Below are 22,828 nucleotides of genomic sequence, written 5' to 3' on the forward strand. Positions count from 1 at the left end.
ATTATTTTGCCGGACCTAAAGTTAGTGAAGGGGGCGGGGAAATCCTATAGCAGGATGTGCAGATAACCGTCGCTTCAATTCACTGCCGATATTGCCTATTCCTTGTGCACATCTTTAAACTTCAGCATATCAGCGAGCTTAAGCTCCTTATCCATATCAAATCCGCATGACGTAGTAAACTCTTTGGGGTTACTGTAGGTGCCGAAAAGCATATCCCACCAAACAATATCACCGTAATTGCTCGCGTGCTTTTCATATTCATGGTGTATCCGATGCATTTCGGGGCGCTGAAAAATGTAGCCTATCCATTTCGGGGTTTTTATATTGGTATGATAAAAGAATTCGCCAAGTGCAGTACACAAAGTGTAAATGGCCCCGGCCTCGGGGTTTAGGCCTAGCAATGTGTAGACCAACAAGCTACCGATGATAGAATTTACTGTCATTTCCAGCGGATGCTTGTAAAACGAGGTGATTACTTCTATACGTTGTGCGCTGTGATGGATTTGATGAAAATGGCACCATAGGTAATCATTTGTATGGCGCCACCTGTGCCACCAGTAAAATATAAACGTAGCAATAAAGTAGGCAAACATGCCCCCCAGCCAGTTGGGAATATGTTGCGATACATGAAATACAGACCATGCCGACAACCATTTTTCCCAACTATAGCCAGCAGCCACGACAACCAGCAATTGGACAAAATTTATGGCAAGTACTCGAATTGTCCAGGTAGGCACTTGTGGTAGTTTCCAGCCAGGGGAAAGCCTTTCTATAATAAAACAGGTGGCAAAGCATGATAAGATAATGATTAACATAATTTTCTTTTTTAGTTAATCAAATCTCGGTGCCATCAGGGGAGGAAAGTTTTGACCAAAGTCAAAAAAAGAAACATTACTTCCGGCCTCTTATCCTGCTTAACGTTTCCTGTTTGATGCTTAAGAATGAGGCGATTTGACCCAATGATGCTTTTTGAAGAATGCCCGGGTAGGCAGCCAGCAGATTTTCATAACGCTGTTTGGCGGTAAACGTTTGCAGGCTGATAGCGCGTTCCTCACTACGGATATAGTATTGTTCGGTAATAATCCTGCCTGTGAGATTAAATTCGGGGAACTGTTTGTATAGCGTTTGCAACTGGTCCCAATTGATGGATTGCAAAACGCAATCTTCGAGCACCTCGATATTTTCAAATGATGGCCTGCGGGAGAAAAAACTGTAAACAGAGATAATAAACTCACCATCGCCCATAAACCAGGTAGAAAACTGGCTGTTGCCTTTGTTATAATACGCTCTTATGAATCCCTTTTTTACAAAGTAGATACGCTGGGATACCTGCCCTGCCTTTAAAATGATGCTTTTGCGTGGGAACGCTTCCTCAATTAAAAATTCTTTTATTTTATCCTGCAAATCTTCGGATAAAATTGAAATGCTGTTAAGGGTAGTTAGGAGGGTCGCGGTTTCCATGTATGTGCAATTTAAGAATATCTTATTTCATTATAATATTTATCCACCTCAAAAACAATCCACACTCTTTGTTTGTTAATCAATCGATTAATTTTTAACGCCTGATAATCAGTGCATTAAAACAACATGACAATTAAATGATTTTATCAATCAATCGTTTGATTAGTTTTGTTCGAGGAAAACAATGGAAAAAGAGAAAATAGATAAGAAAGACCACATACTTGATGTTGCTGAACGCGTGTTTTCAGACTTCGGGTTTGATGGCGCTTCAACCCGCATGATTTCGGGTGAAGCTGGGGTAAATATGGCTATGCTTAATTATTATTTCGGCTCGAAAGAGGGTTTGTTCCTCGCAATTTTTGAGCGGAAGATATCATCCTTTCAAACGTTGCTACAAAATATCGGTAACGATGACAGCATGACATCGTGGGATAAGCTGGCCAAGTGTATAGACAAATATGTTGACCGCATCATCGTTAACAACTGTTTCCAGAAGTTGATTAACCGCGAAATTACCATGAATAAACGCGGCGACCTTACCGATAAGATTACCGAAATGTTGATGGTAAATGTCATCGAAATAAGGAAAATACTGGATGAGGGCATAAAAAACGGCAGCTTTTTTAAGGATATAGACATCCAACTGGTTATTGCCTCAATATTCGGCACCAAAAATTATATCATCAACACCCCGCACCTATCATCGCTGATTTTGGGACATGATATCCGCGACGAAAAATTCATGGAAGAACAACTTAAGCCCCGCATAAAAACGTACATGAAGAGACTTTTGAAAGCTTACTTAATGACCGACAATGACAACACAAAATAATAACATCGACCAAACAGATCCTTTTAAAAATACGCTGAAAACCTTTCTGCGTATTTTAATCCCTGCGCTTATCTTAACCTTACTGCTCGGCGTTGCAGCAAAAGCGCAGGACCGTACCCTTACCCTCGACGAAGCGATTAAGCTTGGCCTTGATAACAGCAAGGTTTTAAAGTTGTCGAAATCGAAAATTGACGAGGCGGTGTCTGTTTACAACCAGGCACTCGATGAGGCCAAGCCGACCGGCAAGGCCAGCTTTGGCTATAACCGTGCCGAAATACCTGCCAACAAGCTTGCTTTTGGCACACAGAGCCTCTCGCTACCAAAAAGTGCTGACGCATGGTTAGGCACAGTTTCAGTATCAGAGGTTATCTTCGGTGGTAATAAGTTAAAGTACGCTAAGGAATCAACAGACTTACTAACCCAGGTTAGTCGTTTGGATGCGGATAACGACAAGGACGAGATAACTTACGACATTATTAATTCTTATTACGGGCTGTATAAAGTTTTGCAAAGCAAAAAAGTGGTACAACAAAACCTGGCGTCGATAGATCGGCAGATTAAACAATCCCAGCGTTTTTTTGAGCAGGGTTTGGTTACCAAAAATGACGTGCTGCGTTTTCAATTACAGCGTTCAAACATCGAGTTGAACGGCATCGACCTGGAAACTAACCGCAAAATCATAAACTATAATTTAAATATTTTATTGGGCCTGCCGGAAGGAACGCAATTGGCCATCGCTCAAATAAACGAGGCAGACAGGCAGGTTGCCCCTCTGACCAACTACCTTGATACAGCCATGAGCAACCGCATCGAGCTAAAACAACTTGACTTGCGCACCAAATATGCCGAAACCGGAATTAAAAACGTACAGGCCAATATATTACCAACATTGGCAGCTTCGGGCAGCCTTTATTATGTTGACGTGGCTGCAAGTCCGATACCCAAAAGCGGTTCATACGTTACACCCGTAGCATTGGGCCTAAGCCTGAACTGGAACTTCGGTGCTTTATGGACCAACAAAAACAAGGTATCGCAAGCTAAAATTCAGCGCGAAGAAACGATCATCAACAAAGATATTAAGCTTGATAATGTAAAACGAGAGGTAAATCAGAGCTACCAGCAATATACACAGGCACTTGATAAAATTAAGCTGCTGCAAACTTCGATCGACCAGGCGGGTGAAAACAATAAAATACTGGAATCGAAATATAAAAGCAATATCGCATCGGCCACAGACCGCGCAGATGCCGAAACCTTACTTTACCAGGCACAGATAAACCTGGAGCTGGCCAAGGCCGATGCAGGGCTGGCATACTATACCCTACTAAAATCGACCGGAAAACTTAATAAATAATACACAAACCCAAACAATACATACAATGGCAAAGGCAAACGAAACACAGGAAAACGAACCGAAAAAAAAACCGAACAGGGTGCTCCCGATAATATTGGGGACCATACTTGTAATTGGTATTATTTTCGGGATAAAAGAATATATATACTACGGCAAGCACGTTGATACCGACGACGCACAGGTTGACGGTAATATAAGCCCCGTTGTAGCCCGCGTTGGCGGCTACGTTGACAGTATTTACTTTGAAGAAAACACGCACGTTAATAAAGACCAGATACTGGTGAAAATTGACGACCGCGACTTTAAAGTGAAGCTGGAGCAGGCACAAGCTGCCGAAACCGGCGCAAAATCAAACATTGACGTAGGCCAAAGCCAGATTTTCGCCACAGCAGCGAATTCATCAAGCGCGAGGGCTGATGTTGCATCCGCAGCAGCAAGGCTGGAAAAAGTTAGAAAAGACTACGACCGCTATGCAAACCTTGTAAAAGATGGTTCGGTAACCCAGCAACAATTTGACCAGGCCAAAGCCGACCTTGAGGTTGCGCAAGCTACTTACCGTGCCACACAGGACAAATACAAAGCTGCCCAGGAGCAAGTTGGCACCACCAAAAGCCAGTTAAACGTTACCCACACCGGCGTGAGCCAAAAGCAGGTTGACGTTGATTATGCAAAGCTGCAATTGTCATACACGCTGGTAAAATCGCCGGCTGACGGCATCACTTCTAAAAAGAATGTACAGGTTGGCCAATTGGTGCAAGCCGGGCAAACACTGTTTTCGGTAGTAAACGATAACAGCCTGTTTATTACCGCCAACTTTAAGGAAACCCAACTTGATAAAATCCGGAACGGTCAAAAAGTTGAGATTGACGTTGATGCCTACCCAGACATTAAATTTGAAGGTAGTGTTTACAATTTCTCTCCGGCAACAGGCGCTAAATTCTCGCTTTTACCTCCGGACAATGCTACTGGCAACTATGTAAAGGTTGTACAGCGTGTGCCCGTTAAAATTAAAATAAACGGCAGCAAAGAAGACCTTGCAAAACTGCGCCCGGGTATGAGCGTAAATGTGTCTGTGAGAGTGAAGGAATAATTAGGAAGTCATTAGTCTTGAGTCTGAAGTCTGAAGTCGGTTGGCCGACTGTGGAGATGTTTGACTTAAGACTAACGACTATAGACTTAAGACTTAGAAAAAATGGCTGAAACCGGCTTTAAAAAGTGGATCATTACCATCACGGTTATCGTTGCCTCCTTGCTGGAGCTGATAGATACCACGATAGTAAACGTATCCTTGCCCCAAATACAGGGTAACCTCGGCGCTACCCTGGAGGATATTGCCTGGGTAGTAACGGGCTATGCAGTAGCAAACGTAATTGTACTCCCCATGTCGGGCTGGTTAGGCAGCCGCTTTGGGCGAAAACAATATTTTATAACCTCCATCATCGTATTTACCATTGCCTCGTTTTTATGTGGTAATGCAACCGGACTTGACGAGCTTGTAATATTCAGGATTTTGCAAGGCGTTGCTGGTGGTGGTTTAATATCCACCTCGCAGGCAATACTGGTTGAAACCTGGCCGCGCGAGCAAATAGGTACCGCTACAGCGCTGTTTGGTTTAGGTGCTGTGGTAGGCCCAACAGTGGGGCCAACCATAGGTGGCTACATTACTGACCATGCCACCTGGCGCTGGATATTTTATGTGAACATACCCGTAGGTGCTATTGCGGCATTTTGTGCATTCACTTTTATAAGGGAAACACCCAAAGATGCAAAGGGCAAGCCGGTTGACTGGTGGGGAATTATCCTGCTGGCTATAGCGGTGGGCAGCTTACAAACCGTGCTTGAAAAAGGCGAATCGGAAGATTGGTTTGCAAAGACATACATCCTGGTGCTTACAGTTACTGCCGTACTAGGTGTAATATTGTTTATATGGCGTGAAATGAGCATCGAATATCCGATAGTGAATTTCGGTATATTAAGACATCGAAGTTTCGCCGTAGGGATGTTTACATCGTTTATACTGGGGTTTGGGCTTTATGGCTCAGTGTTCGTGTTCCCGGTGTTTTGTCAGAATTTGCTGGGCTTTACCGCGCAGCAAACCGGTGAGCTGCTCTTCCCCGGTGGTTTGTGTACCATTGTGATGATGCCTTTTATCGGTAAGATGCTTAACAAGGGTATACCAGCGCAGTTTATGGCCACAGGGGGCATGTTTTTGTTCTTTGTGTTTACCACTATGCTCAGCAATTCAACACTTGCCACCGGACAGGCGGATGTATTGGTACCACTGCTGATACGTGGTGTTGGTATGGCCCTATTGTTTGTACCACTTACCACCCTTGCCATTGCCGACCTAAAGGGCCCTGAGTTGGGCCAGGGTACCGGTTTAAATAACATGATGCGTCAGTTGGGCGGTTCGTTTGGTATAGCAGTATTAACCACCATTATTCATATACGGTCGGGCTTTCACCGCAGTGTACTTATTGAGCATGTCAATCCTTATAACCCCGCGTTTACACAACGACTCAACCTTTATACCCAAAGCTTTATTGCAAAAGGCAAATCGGTGCTCGATGCTACTCAAATGGCTTACGCGGCAATTGAGGGCGCTATTACAAGGCAAACGTTGTTATTAACTTATGACGATGCTTACTGGATATCAGGCCTGGTGATGTTGTTTTCGATACCGCTGCTTTACTTGCAGCCATTTAAAAAAGCAGTGAAGTTGCCGGTGGATGCGCATTAAAGGGAGTCTGAAGTCGTTAGTCCGACGTCTTAATGGACCAACGATTATATTGACCCTCTGCGACCTCAGTTGTGCCATGGTTAAAAACCATGTAAAAAGCAAAAAGCTGTTCATTTTACATGAACAGCTTTCCCCAAAAAACTACAATTAAAATTTTATTATCCCCCGGTAACAAATTATAAAGTCTGAAGCCAGGATTATTTAATCTAAGGTCTAAATGTACAATTATTTACCCCAAAAAAGCAAATATTATTGGCGATAGAAACGCGAATAATGAAAAATAAATGAAAATAGGCTTTGGGTAGCATCCATGACAGGCCCTGAGCCGCAACGCGAGGTCTAAATCCAGCGTCCTCCGGATTAATGCCATCCGCTTTTTTCAATTAAAAACATCATGCTGCCCACAAAAACGAAACGGCGTCGCGCGCCGTTCCGCCAGGTCAGCACGTAAAATACCTGCCGAAACGCCTTGGCTTTCTTTAAAACAGCGGGTGTCGCGATATGGTAATCATCATTTAAAACGCCCTGCGCCCCTTTTTCCACATAAAATAAACTTTTTTAAAAAACTGTTTGTGTAATAAAAAATGGTGCGTATATTTGCAACCCCGTCCAAAGGCTATCTTTGGACAACCGGAGTGGTAGTTCAGCTGGTTAGAATACATGCCTGTCACGCATGGGGTCGCGGGTTCGAGTCCCGTCCATTCCGCTAAAAGGAAGTAAACACACCTTAAAACGCTTAAATCAAAATGGTTTAAGCGTTTTTTTTTGCTCAAAAAACCGCATAACTACTCAGGCTTTATGACTCATCCAGGTGACCTATTCGGCGACCTGTTTCTAATCACTAATTTAGCCACAAATTAACGTTAACTAAATGGTATTCAATTAGTTAGTACGGCATGATTTGGGTTTAAAACAGCTCAAAACTACCCAAAATTCTGGCTCTTTGAACACCTGAATTTCGGTTGATATCAAAGCACCTCAATTGACCTCAATGGTTATGGTGTCGCGGGTTCGGGTTCCTTTCGGACGAGATTTATTTTTCGGCGAAAAGTGTCTTAATCGGTGACCTTTTTGGAAGCTTTGGATTTAAGTCACCGAATAACAAGGTAAACAGTTGATTTTAAAGCATTTAATATGATGAAATGACCTCAAAAAAGGCCATTTAAACTCAAAATTAATGCAGTTAACAATTTAAAATCAAACGTGGTATGAAAAGTACACAAAGGTTCTCAGTTCTCATCTGGGCTGACAAAAGAAAAACAGATGCAAATGGTAATGTGCCCTTATACGCCAGGATCACCTACCTGGGTAAAAGAGTAGAGATTTCTTTACAAAGAAAGATCGATCCTAAAAAATGGGATGCACAGGCGGGGTTCTTAAAGGGGCCGGGGCAGGACGTAAAGAACGTAAACGCCGCTATTGCAGAAGCGTCCAACGAAATCCGGCTTGCCTACGACGACCTTAAAAGGACCGATGAGTTCATTTCGGCGGACGTAATCAAGCAACGGTACACTGGAGAAGGAATTGTTCACCGGATGCTGCTGGAAGTATTTGACGAGCACAACAAGGATCTCGAAGCGCTTGTCGGAAAAGATTATGTAAAAGCTACCCTGACCAAATACAACACGGTACGAAGCAAGACAGCGGACTATATTTTGTATAAATACAAAAAGCAGGATATCTACCTGGAGTCCATAGACTACGCATTTGTGTTAGGCCTCGAAATGTACCTGAAGACCCATGAAGGCATAGAACATAATACAGCCATGCGCTATATTAAAAACCTTAAAAAAGTCATCAACCTGGCATTTAACAACGGTTGGCTGAAAACCAATTCTTTTAATTTATTTAAGTGTACCTATAAAAAAGTACACCGGACTGAGCTGGAATGGGAAGAGATCAATATCCTGGCTGACCATCATTTCAAAGTGAAACGGTTAGAAGAGGTGCGGGACATTTTTCTTTTTTGCTGTTATACGGGATATGCTTTTGTAGACGTCGAAAAACTGACACCTCAGCATATCGTCACCGGCATAGATAAAGTAACCTGGGTGAAAACTACCAGGACAAAAACATGCATTGAATCCAACGTGCCGCTGATACCCCGCGCCAAAGAGATCATTGAGAAATACAGGAATCACGATTGCGGGATCGTGCTCAATAAATTGTTGCCGGTCAAAAGCAATCAAAAGATGAATGCTTACCTCAAAGAGATCGGTGATTTGGCCGGTATTACCAAAATCCTAACCACACACATTGCGCGCCACACTTTCGCTACTACTGTAACATTGGATAATGATGTGCCGATGGAAACAGTCAGCAAAATGTTGGGCCACACCAAGTTCTCCACAACACAACTTTATGCCAAAACAAAGGATCGTAAAGTTAACCGGGATATGAACGCCTTGAAAACGAGGTTAAGGGAACAGGAAGAATTAGTTGAAGCAGAATTAAATGGAAGGGAATTAGCATGAATTTAAACGAATCAATTATAACCGATATTCAATCAATTATAAATAACGCAAGAGATAAGGCAGTTCGTGCTGTAGATCATGCGCGTGTGGTTATGTACTGGCACATAGGTAAACGAATTTTTGAAGAGGAGCAACATGGCAAAGAGCGAGCAGTTTACGGAGAACGGCTGATAACGTATTTGTCGGAGCAATTGCAGCCGCAATTTGGCCGAGGTTTTTCTGCGCGGAATCTTAACCTTTTTCGTCAGTTTTATAGAGGCTTTCCAATTGTGCAGACAGTGTCTGCACAATTGAGTTGGTCTCATTATTCTTTACTACTAACAATACCGGAAGCAGAGAAAAGAGAATTTTATAAGATCGAAACAATCAAAAATAATTGGTCCTTTCGGCAAGTGGAACGACAGATCGGAAGTCAACTTTATGAAAGGCTGTTACTGAGTACAGATAAAGAAAAGGTTCTGTCAGTCGCGAGAAACGAGCAACAACCGGATCAACCGAGGGACATCGTTAAAGACCCGATGGTACTGGAATTTTTAGGCTTAAAACAAGAAGCCACCTATTTTGAAAAGGACCTGGAATCTGCCTTAATTACCCATCTCCAGGAATTTATGCTGGAATTGGGTAACGGCTTTTCATTTGTGGCGCGGCAAAAAAGAATTCATCTTGACGGTGATGACTTTTTTGTAGACCTGGTATTCTATAACCGATTGCTGCAATGTTTTGTTATCATCGAACTAAAAACCCACAAAATAACGCATGGGGACCTCGGCCAATTGCAGATGTACGTTAATTATTATGACCGGGTTGAAAGACTTTCGCATGAAAGTCCGACTGTTGGTATATTACTTTGCCTGGAAAAAAATGATACGGTTGTTAAATATACCTTGCCTGAAAAGAGTAATATTTTTGCATCAAAGTACCAATTGTACTTGCCTACGGCCGAACAGCTTTCTAAAGAAATTTCCAACGAGCTGATAAAACAAAATAATAAGGACACTTGATCTTCCAATTTGAAAGATCAAATTTGTCGTATGGTGATTGACTTAGATAAATCCAAGGTGTCTATTGGCTCCTTGGATTTGAATTGTGTCCACAGTGTGGGCACAATTGGTCTTTCTCGAAATTGTTTGAATTGTGAACGCAGTGCGTGCACAATTCAAATCTTGATTTCGATCATATCGTTTTCATAATCTGTGATGTCAAACAGAATCTTAATTGTGTCCGCATTGCGGACACAATTGCTATCGGTTATGGCGTTCAATGCTAATTTACCATATTGATTGTTTACGGCGACCATCGCCGAGTATTATATATTTGATAAATAAGTTGTCAAGGATTTCTTGACAACTTAAAGCATCGGCAGAGTTTCTGAACTGTGTACGCTGTGCGTACACAGTTCAGAAACAATTAAATAACGAAGCCGTAAAAAAATAATTCCGGATTTTTATTGATAATCGAATTGTGCCCGCGATGCGGGCACAATTCATTTTAATTACGAACGCACTGCGTTCGTAATTACTTCAGGACAATGGTTCAAACGATGTGAAGCCTTGAATTGGGAACGTAGAACGTTCACAATGCGGATGTTACCTTCTATAATTATTCCCCGTGGATTCACACCAGGAATTGAACTTACGAGATGGCAAACTCCCAGTAGGTCTTTTCCCCAACCGATACCGCACGTAAATTTCGTTCTTCCGGCGAATGATCATTCCTTGTGATTTGATAAATATCGTTAAGCAACGGAGCTGTGCTTGCGAAATAACCATGCCCCAGGCGATCCGTGTCGACATTACTCGCGTCAACCGTATCGATACCATCACAAATCACAATTTCTCCGGCGGACAATCCTGTACGTAAGATATCCCCATGTATCTTTCTGGAGGCTTTAAGTGCTTGGTCTTTGCCGGAGGTGTATAGCGTGACCCGACCTGAATAATGTATGATCTTCGGCGCAATTTCCTTAATGAAATACTGGGCATCTATATCCGGCGCAGCCAGTATAACCTGATTAAATAAAAATCCATCGTAAAAATTATCGTATTGCAGCTCGATCAGCGCCCTGGTCAGGGCACGATTTCCCATGCTGTGCGCGATCAAATGTATTCTTTTAGCTTTGGTGCTTGTCCGTACATCTTTCAGAAACTGAACGATATTGCTTACGGTCATTTGGACATTATCTTCGTCGGACATATATAACAATGTTGCGGCTCTTGACGGCCAGCTATAAACAATCGGCGCTCCGAGAAAGTTAATATCCTGTGCAATCTGGGCAGCGCGAAGAATGCTTTCCTGAAAATTCACATTATACCCATGTACGAAAACAAATGCATCCTCTTCCGGGGAGGAGTGAACTTTTCCTGACAGGTTCTTGAAAAATGTATTAGGGCGCAATTCTTTCGTTTCCAAAATCATCATGTGTTTTTCCGGGCTCTCCCGGAATTCCAGCTTATACCATTGGGGCCTTGGAACCTCCCCCATTTTTTTCCTTTTAGGAATATTCACTTTACACATCCCTAATTTGATGGTACCTCTTAACTCGGAATAAGAATTGTCTGTGGCAGACGCATCTTTTTTTCGGTCTGTTGCATAGAAAACATCAATCACGGTATTTTTCCGCTTGGTATTGGTTTTTGACACCAATTTCTCCGGTGGTGTCTGGTCATAATGATCGTAATCTATCGTTTCCAAGCCCGGCGTGTCGATAAATACTAAATCCTCACTTAACTCGAAATCGGCGGACGTGTTCATTCCCCGTCCCGGCTTTTTGAACGGAGATCGCCCTTTTCTTTCTTTTCTGAAGTCAATGCTAATCTCCTGTTGCCGGAAGCTTATTTCTTGCATGAGCGAGGCGGTATCAATGCTGACCTGAACACTCTCTCCAGATCCCTGGAACGGTGTCCTCACGATAGACTTGCCTGCCTGAACATCGGAAGCCAAAAGATATATCGTTAATTGTTGGTTATCCTTTTGATCGACCTGAATACTCAGTATTGCGTCCTGGTAATCATTGAAAACGAGTTGCCGCATCGTCTCGCCGTTATAATTCGCAAATGCAGGAAATTCCGGATGGGCGTTTCCGTTGACTCTTATTTCAAATCTGTCCGGCGATAATTTCGCCGCCTCAAAGTACAAGGTTATGTTCATAAATATTAGATCGATAAGGAGAATAGTAAATTTAAATATATTATTCCTTATTTTCAGTTTAACACCGGTGTGAAAATCTTTATGACATCTTTGTCTTTGAAGAGGAATTTATTCCCAAACGATTTCATTATTTTTATACTTTCTCATAATCGCCGGGATAATGGTAACCTCAAAGCATATATAGTGGTAAGAAAAACATGAAAGGAACTTATATAGAAGTTATAGAAAGATTTAAAGCTGGGCTTAAGGAAGGATTGACGATCCTTTATGAGAACTACGGAAAACCTTTATACCAGTTTTCGGCAACTAATTGGGGGTTAGATGAAGATGAATGCTATGATATTCTATATAAGACACTGGAATCGGTGGGAAAAGTGATCGAGCGTTATGAATTTTCCTCGGAGAGCCATTTCAAGAACTGGCTTTTTAAAATTCATAAGAACAATATTCTCCAGTCCGTCAGATCAAGGAAGGGAAAAGAATTGTTGGTGTTCGAATTCAATGACTGGGTGAATGAAATTAAAACCTATGATGACGAGGCATTTGACATCAGCGGCTATGAACCATTTATCGAAACGATTAAGGGAGAGAACCCCCACGATGATGAAGGTCAGAACAGTCAACTGTTTTTTGCGATGCAAAAGGCCTTAGCCTGTATCAGTGAATCTGAAAAGGAACTGCTACTGCTAAGAATGAACAATTATAGTTATGATGAGATCGCTGAAATGCTGGCTATACAGAACAAACAGCTTAAAGTGAAATTCATCAGGGCCAAAGCTAAAGTCCAGAAAAAAACTTTAGAAATTTTAAAAGAATCAAGCAATGAAAACTAACGAAAAGATACTACCGTTCGAAAATCTTTTGAGTGCCTATATCACCAATGATCATAGCCAGTCAATGGATGTAACGATTGAGCAGGAATCGGGTTATATTTTTTCAGTCCCGGTTACTGTTTCGCTGTCCGATCATAAAGTGGACCGTCTTTTAGCATCGTTGCAGAAATCTTTATCAAAAGAAACTTTGGGAGCCCTGGTGACCACCTCTTTAGGGAAAGCACAAACTTCTCCTGAAGAAATCTATAAACTAACAGGATTGACCACCTCTGTTCTGGACGCGATCAAGGATGACCTGGCCTTTACCAACAGTATTCCGGTTAAATCCCTAGTGAAGCTGCTGAAGTACCTGAGCATTCCACTGGCCGAAGTGAAAAAAGCCATCGACCAAACATTTGAGAAGCTAATTTCAGAAAATAAAATGTTCCTGGCCATGCCGGTCAGTGCACAGCCGTATTTCAGGAAAGGGGTAAAAAGGGGTGATCTGGGAACGGAGCTTTTGCATTTAAAAGCGGACGAAAGCTATTTATATCAGAATAAGGAAGCGTTGGAAAAATATACTAACCGGTTGTCTGAGTTATACAATGAGATGAATTAATGAGTCAGGACTGGAACATATCGAAGCTATCCACTTTACGGCAGTGCCACCGGAAATTTTGCTTTTCTTACGAGATCGCTAATTTCCATTTTACGCATCCGTTGAGAAGGAAAGCTTATGAATTGTCCAAGATGAAAACCTTGAAAATGTGGCAGGGGGATCTGATCGACCAGTTGATCACCAAGAAAATCATTCCGCTTTATAAGAAAAAAGTTCAACCGGATTTTAAAGCTATCGCAGACGAACTCGTGGTGTTGGCGCAGAGGCAGTTTGATTTCTCCCTAAATGGTTATTATAAAGACCCGGATATTTCACGGACAGAGGCTGGCGCGGACGTTTTGATCCTTGATATACATGAATCGAATACACCTTATTTGCCAGAAGAAATCGAGGAGGTTTATCAGAATATACACCAGATCATTCTGAACTTTCCGGGTTACCCGAGCCCTGAAGCAGGGAAATCAATGGATGAATACCTGCGTTCTTCTTCTTATTTGCGTGCTGACGTGCGGTATTTCAAATACCAGCATAACGACGTGCTGATCAATCCGCAGGTCGATTTGGTTCGTCATGCAGGCAGGCAAACCCACGTGATCGACTGGAAGGTTTCAGAAAGCCCGACAGCGGATTACGCTCGTCAATTGACATTGGAAGGCATCGTCGTTTTTCATGGTATCAAAAGCTGGTTTCTGCAACGCAAGTGGGTGCCGCTGCCAACGTTGGACAACTATTCGCTTTTTGAGATCAATTTGATGAACGGCGAGATCAAGCAGCATCCTTTTACCAAAGCGACCTCGGCAGCGGCATTGGATTATGTTTCCTCCTTCAGCGATGAACAGGAAGAATTATCACAAAATAAATTATGGAATGAATTGAATATAGCGGACTATGCGACGACGGACAAACCCGAAACTTGCATCACCTGCAAATTTAAATTTCTTTGCAAACATTTGATTTTTAATAACTTTAATTACGATGAAGACGAATATTATAAATTGGTTCAGGTTAAAGAACTGGCTTGAACTTAGCTTTCAATATCGTTTGGTTGACGTGGCGGTCGAGGGCACTGAAACCAACCAGAAGGAGCTCAATAAGGCATTCTTCAGTGCGATCAATTTTCTTTCGTCCGAGACCAAGGGATGTGTTTCCTTAGCCTATCACGAAGGCAAGAGATATATCGCAGTTAAAGCTGATTCAGACTTCAAAAGGCGTGTCATTCCGGGCAGTCCGATGGATATTATCCTGACCCCAGTAGCCGGTCTGCATACTTTTAACCCGGTTACCGCGAGTGAAAATAATATAGAACTCGGACTTCGTTTTATCGAAAGTTCAATCGACTTTCAACTGAACCGCAATACCAATTTATGGGATGGGGGACCAAACACGTTTTTGAGTAAGTTCCCCTTGAAAGCGTCCGAAGATATACAAACCGATATTTACAACGGATTCAAGTTTAAAGTCGTTGCGGAAGACCGGAACAACGTTTTTGTGTGTATTGACCTGGCTTATAAATATGTCGATAAGAAAAACCTGCATGAACTGTTAAAGGGTTATTCACCTGAAAGCTATGAACTGCTGATCAACGGGCGGAACTACCTCTACCAAAATGGAGATGACTGGTATACGGTGAAGGGACGGTCCGTAGGCAATGGCATTACCAAGCACCAGATCGAACTGGAAAGTTTTAAGGGAACTGTTTATGATTATATCAGTTCAAAAGGAAAATATGCAGGCGCACACGATAAACAGCGGTTATTGCAGGATTCTGAAACGTTCTTTCACAGTTACTCCAATAACAGTGCGAAAACCGTCGCCGGTGCAGCCTGCTTGGCGAAGGCGATACATTTTGCGGATAACGGGCTTCACCGGCTGTCGATCAACGAGCCCAATAAGCGTTTTATGCGTGCGGAGTATCATGCCTCGAAATATTTTAAGGGCATCATTTTTAATGGTCAGGAGCTGAAGATCGACAATAAACCACACCTGAAGGAATGCGACGTTTTTACTATGCCCTCTTTCAAGTATGGAAAAAATGCGATTCTTAATCCTTATACCAGCCACGCCCGTTATGGTTCTCCTTTGCAGAATTTTCCGAAGCTAAGACGGGAATATGTTTATAATAACGGGATCATTAATGAGGGTGTATTTACGCCCCAGTATTTGTTCGTCCCGGCAGATATGCCTTACAGTTTTGCCAAAAGTGTCAAATATTATTTTGATAAGGCGATCAAGCAGATAGCAAACGAGTTTCCTGGATTTATTATTGAACAATACTCCCTGAAATCTGCACCGTTTGCCAGCAACGTGGTGAAGGACCTGAAAAAGCAGATCATGGACAAAAACCTCAGCGGCGGGAATGCCCTGTTCATTTTGCCTGAGAACAGCGATCACGGGCAGTTCAACAAGTTTCTGCACAGCCTGGTCAAGAAGGAACTTTTCTCAGAGATGAAAATCAAATGTGTCAGCGCGAAAAGCCTTAAACGTTACATGAAACCAATTTTTAACCGGTTTAAACAACAGATATACGAGGTTCCTGATGGTTTAATGCGAGATTTCAGGTCATACCAGATCAATACGATCTTTGAATACCTAATCATCAATAAGAAATGGCCTTACGCGCTTGCGGAAGATCTTCATCATGACCTTTACATCGGAGTTGATGCGCACGACTTTTTTGCCGGGTTCGTGTTCTTTTTCAAGAACGGGGAAAAAATAGTCTTTGATGTCGAAAAGGTTTCTAAGTCCGTTGGCTCCTTCAGGAATGAAAAGATCAACTTCAAAGTAATCCAGGATAAGATCGTGGCCGTATTGGGCAGACATTTGAAGTCCGGCGAAGACACTCCGAAAAGTATTGTCATTTTAAGGGATGGCGTGAGTTTCGGGGAGGAAGAAAAAGCTTTGGCCGGAGCGCTCCAGGAATTGTCTAAAATGGGTTTAATAACAATAGAAAATGTAAAAACAGGGGTGGTAGACGTAGCCAAGTCCTCTTCGATTCCGGTACGGGCCGCAGCCTACAACGGACTGAACAAGCCGTTGGAAAACCCGGAATGCGGCACCTATTTTTATACGAACGATAAACATGCTTTTATTTTTAATACTGGCGCTCCGTACAGGGTTCCCGGATCATCTAATCCTATACAGGTAAGCCTGACTTGCGGGGACATTGATTTTGACAAGGCGCTGGAAGATGTGTTCAGGTTGACCCAACTTACATTTTCATCGCCGGACAGACCAACTTCCCTGCCGCTTCCTTTAAAATTGATCGATACCCTGATTAGGGATGTGGCACATCAATTTGATTACGCGAACACCCAGGAGAGAGAATTAAAAATAATTGAGCCTTCATTAAATTAAAGATCATGAGCGATTTCAGCTTGCTTTATAAAAAATATAATTCCGTTTCCAGCCTTACCAACGGGCTGAATAACTCGGTACTGACCCTTAAGCGCCGTAATCTGGTATCCAAGCCTGGCGTGGAGGAACAGCACCCCAAATTACAGGTTTCAGATAGTGAGGTGGAAAAAGCGCAAAAAGATATCAGCCTGATCCTGTCCGACCTAGAGATGTTTTATCAGAATCAGAACATCCATAACAATTTGTATGAATTGAGGGATAATCCCCTTTTCAAAAATCAAATCCTGGACAATACGGAATTTAGAAATCAGATCCTGGCTGCCCTGGAAAAAGTAAAAAGCAGTAAGAGTTTAACCAATAAAGACCTGTCTTATATTGACAAGTTTATTTCAGTGCTGGACAATCAGGCTTCGGTCCTTTACAGGAAGCTGCGTACGAACCGAAGATGAAGGATTTCGTAAAAGCGCTGTATGTTGACCTGATACACCGGATAGATGTGGTCGTACTGGATATTACCAAGTCCATCCATCACCCGGATATAAAAGACCGGTTTATTTCTGATACTTTAAAACAGTTCAGTGATATCCGGCTGGTCATGCAAAATGCGCTGGATTCCGGCATATTGGAATTTGAAACCGCGAATGGAAACAACATCACACTTTATAACCAGGTACTTAGGGAATTTAATGCCATACATTCCTACAGGTACCTGGCGATTAAAAATTACCGGGATCCGGAAGTCTTCTTTTTCAGGCTGATCAAGCGAATTTACGACGAGCACCGGATAAATGCGACCCCGCCAATCGTTTCAACGATCAGCAATCATGATACTTATTATTGGGCAGAGCCTTATTTTGAGATCATCGCCCTCCCTGCCGGCGAGGAAAGCAGCCTGTTAAATCTACCGGATATGTACCACGAGATCGGTCACTTGCTGCATTCCATGTTCCAGGGCAAAAGCTGCGAGTTATCCACGGAAATTATCAGGAAGCATTTCATCAAGGAAATGGTCCGCATTGAAGACGACGGCCTCGGCGCGCACTACTTGGAGCTATTGAAGGAGGCGCAGGATTATTGGATGACGGCCTGGATTGAAGAATTCACTTGCGACCTAGTGGGTACCTATATGACGGGCGCAGCCTACGCGTGGACCAACCTTAAGTTGTTGTCCACCGCACACGGATCGGGCCGTATTTTTGAATATTTTGATTCCCATCCTGCCAACGAGGCGAGAATGACCATTGTTTTAATGATGATGGAAAAATTGGGGCTGACCGCAGAAAAGAAGAAAGTGGAAGCCGCGTGGAAGGTGTTTTTGAAGGACACCGATGGTTTCAAGCCCAAGGAATATACTATGCTTTTTCCGAAAAAGTTGTTGCAGCAACTGGTAGATGAGTTTTATGAATTTTATCAAAACGCGGATTTGGCCTCATATCCAGAAGTTCTCGCAAAAGCAGGGTCTGTGTCTGAAATATTAAATATCGCATGGGACAAAGCACAAGCTGATCCGATGGCGTATAACCAACACGAAACAGCCGTTTTTGAACAGTTGAAAAAAGATTTCAAATTACCGGAAGAAAAGACAAAAGGCTGATCAGTCGAATAGCTGCTGTTCGCCTCTTTGTAAAGCAATTAATTTGAGCAAGTCTTCCCCAAACTCCAGTGCCTTTTGCTGCCCCATGCCTTTTATGGCTGACAGTTCATCTAAGGAGCGTGACTCCTTCTCCGCAATCGCCTTCAGCAACCTTTCGGATATTATGGTATAATCGGGCACGTTCTTAGCCGCGCTATAAACTTTTCTCCAGTTAAGCAGCTCATTAAATAACCGGGGATTTTTAAGCTCCTTTTCCGCTTTGCTGGCCAGCGCCTTTTTTGATACCGGCTTAAATGTGGTGGTGTGTCGCCGGTAAGTGGCCAGAAAGGACGCGACCTCAAATTGACCAAAGTCATAACCCAACAAAATCGACTTCAGCGTTAACTGGAAAAGTACCTGGTTAAGCACAGAAAAAACTTCTTCCTGTTTTACACCAGAAAACAGACTATGCAGGTCGTTAACTGCATTCGTTATCTTTGGCAGGAAAAAATCAGCGGCAGTTTGCAGCCGGATTATTTTCTCCGGCTGTTCTTTTAACCCGCTAACGGCATCAGATCCTGCAAGCTCTTTACGAATGAAGCGGGACCCGTTTGCAACAAGTTCATTAGAAAGTATTTTCGATATACGGTTAAAGGAAGCTAGCGCCTCGGGCAATTCTACATCGAAACCAGCCGTAAGTTCAATCCATCTGTTAAGGATAGGCTCAAAATTAAAAGCCTCTATGACCATCTGCAACTCAAAGCTTCGAATGCTTTGCTTTAAAGTCAACTCGTCCGGGACGGTCAATGCGGCTTTTTCCATAAAGCCGATCACATCCCGGCTCATCATTAAATTCTCCTGACGCACTGGTGCTTGCAAGGTGATACCTTCCAAAGTCCGGCACCGGCTTAAGGCAACATAAGTTTGACCGTGGGCGAAGGCACCCCCCACATTAATAATGACCTTGTCAAAAGTTAACCCCTGGCTTTTGTGGATGGTGATAGCCCAAGCCAGTTTGATAGGGTATTGTGTAAAGCTGCCCGCACTGTTTTCGGCGATCTTGCCCTCGTCTTGATTTAAGCTATATTTCAGATAATGCCAGGTTTCCGGCATTAGGGTAAATTCGGTGTGGTCGTCATCGAACGTAACCCGGATATGTTGATTGCTGATATCGGTCACTTTGGCTTTCCGGCCATTATAAAACTCCTTTTTTCCGGTTGAATCATTTTTAATGAACATCACTTGTGCCCCATTTTTTAACAGGAGGATATTCTCTGCCGGATAGGCATCCCTGGGGAATTCTCCGGATACGGTCGCTCGAAAGGTAAAAGCTTCTCCGGTAAGCTCAGTCAGCCTCCGTTGATTGATCTCCGCGACCAATGGGTTATGCGTGGTGAGCGTGATCTGATCATCGGGATCGACAGCACCCGACTTATATCTCTCGTTAAGTACACGGAGAATATCCATACTTATCTGACCACTTCTTATTTCATTTAATATACCGATAAAAACCGGATCTGATTGCCGGAAAATTTGTGTCAGCTCAATAGTAAGTAAGTTGCATTTCTTAATAACGTTACTGTCAAAGAAAAAGGGCGATGAATAATAAGCTTTCAGTACCGGCCACTCCTTTTCATATACAGGTGGCAACTGATAAAGATCACCCACCATTAAAAGCTGAATTCCTCCGAATGGCAGATACGTTCCTTTGACATAGCGTAAAACCTGGTCGATATAATCCAACAAGTCGACCCTGACCATACTGATCTCATCAATAATAAGCAACTCCAGGTGTTGCAGCAATTTAAACTTCTCGAGGCTGTAAGAAAATCGATTAACTTCCTTAGTATGTTCAGCCGACAACAAGGGGCCTCGCGGCACTTGAAAAAAAGAATGTATCGTTACACCGCCGACATTGAGGGCAGCTACAGCGGTGGGTGCGACTACGGCATAATTTTTTTGAATATGTTGTTTTACATATTGTAAAAAGGTTGTTTTTCCCGTTCCCGCCTTTCCGGTAAGGAATAAGGCTTGATTGGTTTGTTGAATAAATTGATAGGCCAGCCTCGATTCGGGGGTGTTTAAGGCATCAAACAGGACGGCGGTTTCAGTGGGCATTAAAGTTAGTTAAGCTACCAGAACAAATTTGCGCCGGTTTATTATGATTAAAAATAGTTAATTCTAATGGGCTAAAATCTACATTAAGGCTTACCCAATACAAAGTTAAAGATAATACAACCCTGCATCTAATTTACATTACCCAAGCCCATCGAAAAAAAACCGCATCCGACTCGGATAAACTCGGATTAAACCTGATGCCGTTTAAAGCAAATTTGTATCAGGTTATTGATTTCATAGGAAACCGATAACGTACAATAACTGAAATGAACTAAAATCAAATTAAAGCTATGGCAGTAGAAATCATCACGAAGGAGGACTTGCATGAATTTGGAAAAAATCTGCTGAATCAGATCAGAGGATTATTGGGACAATCGTTGGAAGAACCTAAAAAATGGTTAAAGACCTATCAGGTAAAGAATCTTTTAAAAATATCGGATAATACGTTGCAAACATTAAGGGATAACGGAACCATTCCGTTTACCAAAATAGGAGGTATTCTTTATTATAATTATGAAGATATTAACAGGGTCTTAAGCGGGGAAGTAAAAAGCAAGCGAATCAAAATTGACAAATCATCTAACGCTGCCTGAAAAAGAAAAATCCCGAACGCTCGCCGCAGGGACTTTTCAACCTAAACCTTATCACAAATGATGGAAGAGATCCATCAATTATAAAACGTAAACTTACAGAAATAAATGCTCAGTACCATAAAATTTGGCAATTTCTAAAGAATCTCGAACATGATTTAAAATTAGTTACGGCACCCATCTATGATTATCTCCTAAAAATAAATTTGAAGAATGATTAACTGGCTAAATTTAACTAACTAACAGAGAAGAACTACTTTAATACAAGCAAGTGTTAACAGTGGTATTCCTGCAAAAGCATTTGAAAAAGACTGGTGGGTTACGCTGAGTTCATCAGAATCTCCAGTTAAATCAACGAATCCGTACAACAAACAATAGCTGATATCAATTTAATTATTCAAAAATACTTTCTAAAAATCCCTGTGGCTGCGGTTGAGCCTGCAGGTTATTTACAAATTTCCTGATGTCATCCGCCAGTAATTCTGGTTGTTCCATTGCTGCAAAGTGTCCACCTGCAGACATTTCTGTCCACTGTTGAACGTTAAAAAACCTGTTCGCCAAATCTTTCGGTGGTGTTGAAATATCTTTTGGAAAGATTGCAAAAGCAGCAGGAACTTCCGATTTACTCCCCGTCTTATCAAAAGGGTTAAGTTTTACTAATGGGTTATACATGGCGTTCATCATTGCTTTCATAGCTTCACTATAAATACGCATTGCAGAATTGATGGTTTGTGTCGCCCAATAAATTGTAAGGTTAGTTAATAATTCATCTTTTGTAAAACAGGTTTCTAAATCGCCATCATTGTCGCTCCATGATTTAAACTTTTCAATAATCCAGGCAGCCAAACCAACAGGCGAATCATTTAATCCGTAAGCCAAAGTTTGAGGTTTGGTACTTTGTATCATAGAGTAGGCACCTTCTGTCATCTGCCATTTTTTTGTGGTTTCAAAATATTTTTTTTCTGAACTGGTTATATCTTTAGGTTCAATCATTCCATGTTCAAATGGAATATCGGTGAGATGAATGCCTAATAATGATTCAGAATGGTATAATGCGATTTGTTCCGCAATACTTGCACCCCAATCACCTCCATGCGCTATAAACTTTTCGTAGCCTAACTCTTCCGTCATTAAGCTGGTAAATAGTTTTGCAATTCGTTTGGCATTCATCCCCGGTTCTGTCGGTATATCAGAAAACCCCTGGCCGGGAATAGATGGAATAATTACATCAAACGAGAGGCCGTTTTTGTCTGCTTTTGTGAGCAAAGGGATGATTTTTAAAAATCGGATAAATGAATCAGGCCATCCATGAGTTAAAAGCAATGGTATGGAATTTTCCCCTTCACCTTTTTGGTGGATGTAGTGCAAGCCAACGCCGTCAACTATTGTTTTAAACTGGGGAAAAGAATTAAGATACTCTTCCTGCTTTTTCCAATCAAAGGTATGTTGCCAATAATCACACAATTCTTTCAAATAAGATTTGTTTGTGCCATATTCCCATTTTGAATTTTCGATTTCATCTGTCCAGCGGGTGTTTGAGAGCCTTTTCTTTAAATCGTTAATGATCGATTGCCTGATATTAATTTTGAACGGCTTTTTCATTTTAATGGTTTAGCAATAAAACACAATAACCACGCCGCAAAAAAGCCGGAACCACTTTATGGACTATTTGAAGTGGTTAGAGCTCGTATTGGAAGTTTGTTGCATTATATTTTTTTTTAATCAAAACAATTTTTCAACCCTACTGTTGCAGA

At 42.1% G+C, this 22,828-nt stretch carries 19 protein-coding genes and 1 tRNA gene; 14 read left to right on the plus strand and 6 right to left on the minus strand.

Going from position 1 to position 22,828, the window contains the following annotated elements:
- Positions 1 to 95: 95 nt before the first annotated feature.
- A complete protein-coding gene (locus NAF19_RS26890; RefSeq protein ID WP_252793465.1) occupies positions 96 to 815 on the minus strand; it encodes a sterol desaturase family protein in 720 nt (239 codons plus the stop codon).
- 76 nt (positions 816 to 891) lie between these two features.
- Positions 892 to 1,461 (minus strand): Crp/Fnr family transcriptional regulator, encoded by a 570-nt coding sequence (locus NAF19_RS26895; protein ID WP_252793466.1) that lies wholly within the window; start codon positions 1,459 to 1,461, stop codon positions 892 to 894.
- 184 nt (positions 1,462 to 1,645) lie between these two features.
- On the opposite strand from NAF19_RS26895, the gene NAF19_RS26900 reads away from it, so the two are divergent.
- The 4 genes from NAF19_RS26900 to NAF19_RS26915 all read left to right on the plus strand — a co-directional run bounded on the left by NAF19_RS26900 (position 1,646) and on the right by NAF19_RS26915 (position 6,387).
- Positions 1,646 to 2,293, plus strand: coding sequence for a TetR/AcrR family transcriptional regulator (locus NAF19_RS26900; RefSeq protein WP_252793467.1), 648 nt, complete (start codon positions 1,646 to 1,648; stop codon positions 2,291 to 2,293).
- Positions 2,277 to 3,647, plus strand: coding sequence for a TolC family protein (locus NAF19_RS26905; RefSeq protein WP_252793468.1), 1,371 nt, complete (start codon positions 2,277 to 2,279; stop codon positions 3,645 to 3,647). Before NAF19_RS26900 ends, NAF19_RS26905 begins: the two co-directional genes overlap by 17 nt.
- Positions 3,648 to 3,672: 25 nt before the next feature.
- Entirely contained in the window at positions 3,673 to 4,737 is a 1,065-nt protein-coding gene (locus NAF19_RS26910; protein ID WP_252793469.1) for an HlyD family secretion protein, read from the plus strand.
- Positions 4,738 to 4,839: 102 nt separating this feature from the next.
- A complete protein-coding gene (locus NAF19_RS26915; protein WP_252793470.1) occupies positions 4,840 to 6,387 on the plus strand; it encodes a DHA2 family efflux MFS transporter permease subunit in 1,548 nt (515 codons plus the stop codon).
- A 360-nt stretch (positions 6,388 to 6,747) separates the two neighbouring features.
- On the opposite strand, the gene NAF19_RS26920 is transcribed toward NAF19_RS26915, so the two are convergent.
- Positions 6,748 to 6,930, minus strand: coding sequence for a hypothetical protein (locus NAF19_RS26920; protein WP_252793471.1), 183 nt, complete (start codon positions 6,928 to 6,930; stop codon positions 6,748 to 6,750).
- A gap of 89 nt (positions 6,931 to 7,019) precedes the next feature.
- On the opposite strand from NAF19_RS26920, the gene NAF19_RS26925 reads away from it, so the two are divergent.
- From NAF19_RS26925 to NAF19_RS26935, 3 genes are all read left to right on the plus strand, one after another.
- Positions 7,020 to 7,093 (plus strand) — tRNA-Asp (locus NAF19_RS26925).
- Between the two features lie 502 nt (positions 7,094 to 7,595).
- On the plus strand, positions 7,596 to 8,861 hold the full coding sequence (locus tag NAF19_RS26930; protein WP_252793472.1) for a site-specific integrase: 1,266 nt from the start codon (positions 7,596 to 7,598) through the stop codon (positions 8,859 to 8,861).
- On the plus strand, positions 8,858 to 9,862 hold the full coding sequence (locus NAF19_RS26935) for a PDDEXK nuclease domain-containing protein (RefSeq protein ID WP_252793473.1): 1,005 nt from the start codon (positions 8,858 to 8,860) through the stop codon (positions 9,860 to 9,862). Before NAF19_RS26930 ends, NAF19_RS26935 begins: the two co-directional genes overlap by 4 nt.
- 631 nt (positions 9,863 to 10,493) lie before the next feature.
- On the opposite strand, the gene NAF19_RS26940 is transcribed toward NAF19_RS26935, so the two are convergent.
- The gene (locus tag NAF19_RS26940; RefSeq protein ID WP_252793474.1) at positions 10,494 to 12,008 is read right to left on the minus strand and encodes an alpha/beta hydrolase; all 1,515 of its coding nucleotides are present in this window, start codon (positions 12,006 to 12,008) and stop codon (positions 10,494 to 10,496) included.
- Positions 12,009 to 12,205: 197 nt separating this feature from the next.
- Here NAF19_RS26940 and NAF19_RS26945 point away from each other — a divergent pair, with 197 nt between their 5' ends.
- From NAF19_RS26945 to NAF19_RS26970, 6 genes are read left to right on the plus strand one after another with little or no spacing between them, the layout of a single operon-like run.
- On the plus strand, positions 12,206 to 12,841 hold the full coding sequence (locus tag NAF19_RS26945) for an RNA polymerase sigma factor (RefSeq protein WP_252793475.1): 636 nt from the start codon (positions 12,206 to 12,208) through the stop codon (positions 12,839 to 12,841).
- Entirely contained in the window at positions 12,831 to 13,439 is a 609-nt protein-coding gene (locus tag NAF19_RS26950) for a hypothetical protein (protein ID WP_252793476.1), read from the plus strand. The genes NAF19_RS26945 and NAF19_RS26950 overlap by 11 nt, the downstream gene beginning before the upstream one ends.
- Complete coding sequence (locus NAF19_RS26955) at positions 13,439 to 14,461, plus strand: PD-(D/E)XK nuclease family protein (protein WP_252793477.1); 1,023 nt, start codon at positions 13,439 to 13,441, stop codon at positions 14,459 to 14,461. The genes NAF19_RS26950 and NAF19_RS26955 overlap by 1 nt, the downstream gene beginning before the upstream one ends.
- Positions 14,415 to 16,793, plus strand: a complete 2,379-nt coding sequence (locus tag NAF19_RS26960; RefSeq protein ID WP_252793478.1) for an argonaute/piwi family protein — start codon at positions 14,415 to 14,417, stop codon at positions 16,791 to 16,793. Before NAF19_RS26955 ends, NAF19_RS26960 begins: the two co-directional genes overlap by 47 nt.
- 5 nt (positions 16,794 to 16,798) lie before the next feature.
- Positions 16,799 to 17,242: a hypothetical protein gene (locus NAF19_RS26965; RefSeq protein ID WP_252793479.1), complete on the plus strand. Its 444-nt coding sequence runs from the start codon at positions 16,799 to 16,801 to the stop codon at positions 17,240 to 17,242.
- On the plus strand, positions 17,239 to 18,387 hold the full coding sequence (locus NAF19_RS26970) for a hypothetical protein (protein WP_252793480.1): 1,149 nt from the start codon (positions 17,239 to 17,241) through the stop codon (positions 18,385 to 18,387). The genes NAF19_RS26965 and NAF19_RS26970 overlap by 4 nt, the downstream gene beginning before the upstream one ends.
- On the opposite strand, the gene NAF19_RS26975 is transcribed toward NAF19_RS26970, so the two are convergent.
- Positions 18,388 to 20,484, minus strand: a complete 2,097-nt coding sequence (locus NAF19_RS26975) for an AAA family ATPase (RefSeq protein WP_252793481.1) — start codon at positions 20,482 to 20,484, stop codon at positions 18,388 to 18,390. It lies immediately after the preceding gene.
- Positions 20,485 to 20,774: 290 nt separating this feature from the next.
- On the opposite strand from NAF19_RS26975, the gene NAF19_RS26980 reads away from it, so the two are divergent.
- Complete coding sequence (locus NAF19_RS26980) at positions 20,775 to 21,077, plus strand: helix-turn-helix domain-containing protein (RefSeq protein ID WP_252793482.1); 303 nt, start codon at positions 20,775 to 20,777, stop codon at positions 21,075 to 21,077.
- 390 nt (positions 21,078 to 21,467) lie between these two features.
- On the opposite strand, the gene NAF19_RS26985 is transcribed toward NAF19_RS26980, so the two are convergent.
- Complete coding sequence (locus NAF19_RS26985) at positions 21,468 to 22,676, minus strand: epoxide hydrolase family protein (protein WP_252793483.1); 1,209 nt, start codon at positions 22,674 to 22,676, stop codon at positions 21,468 to 21,470.
- Between the last annotated feature and the right edge of the window lie 152 nt (positions 22,677 to 22,828).

Origin of the sequence: Mucilaginibacter flavidus (assembly GCF_024055575.1) — a bacterium.
In the GTDB taxonomy this organism is placed as follows: Bacteria; Bacteroidota; Bacteroidia; order Sphingobacteriales; family Sphingobacteriaceae; genus Mucilaginibacter; species Mucilaginibacter flavidus.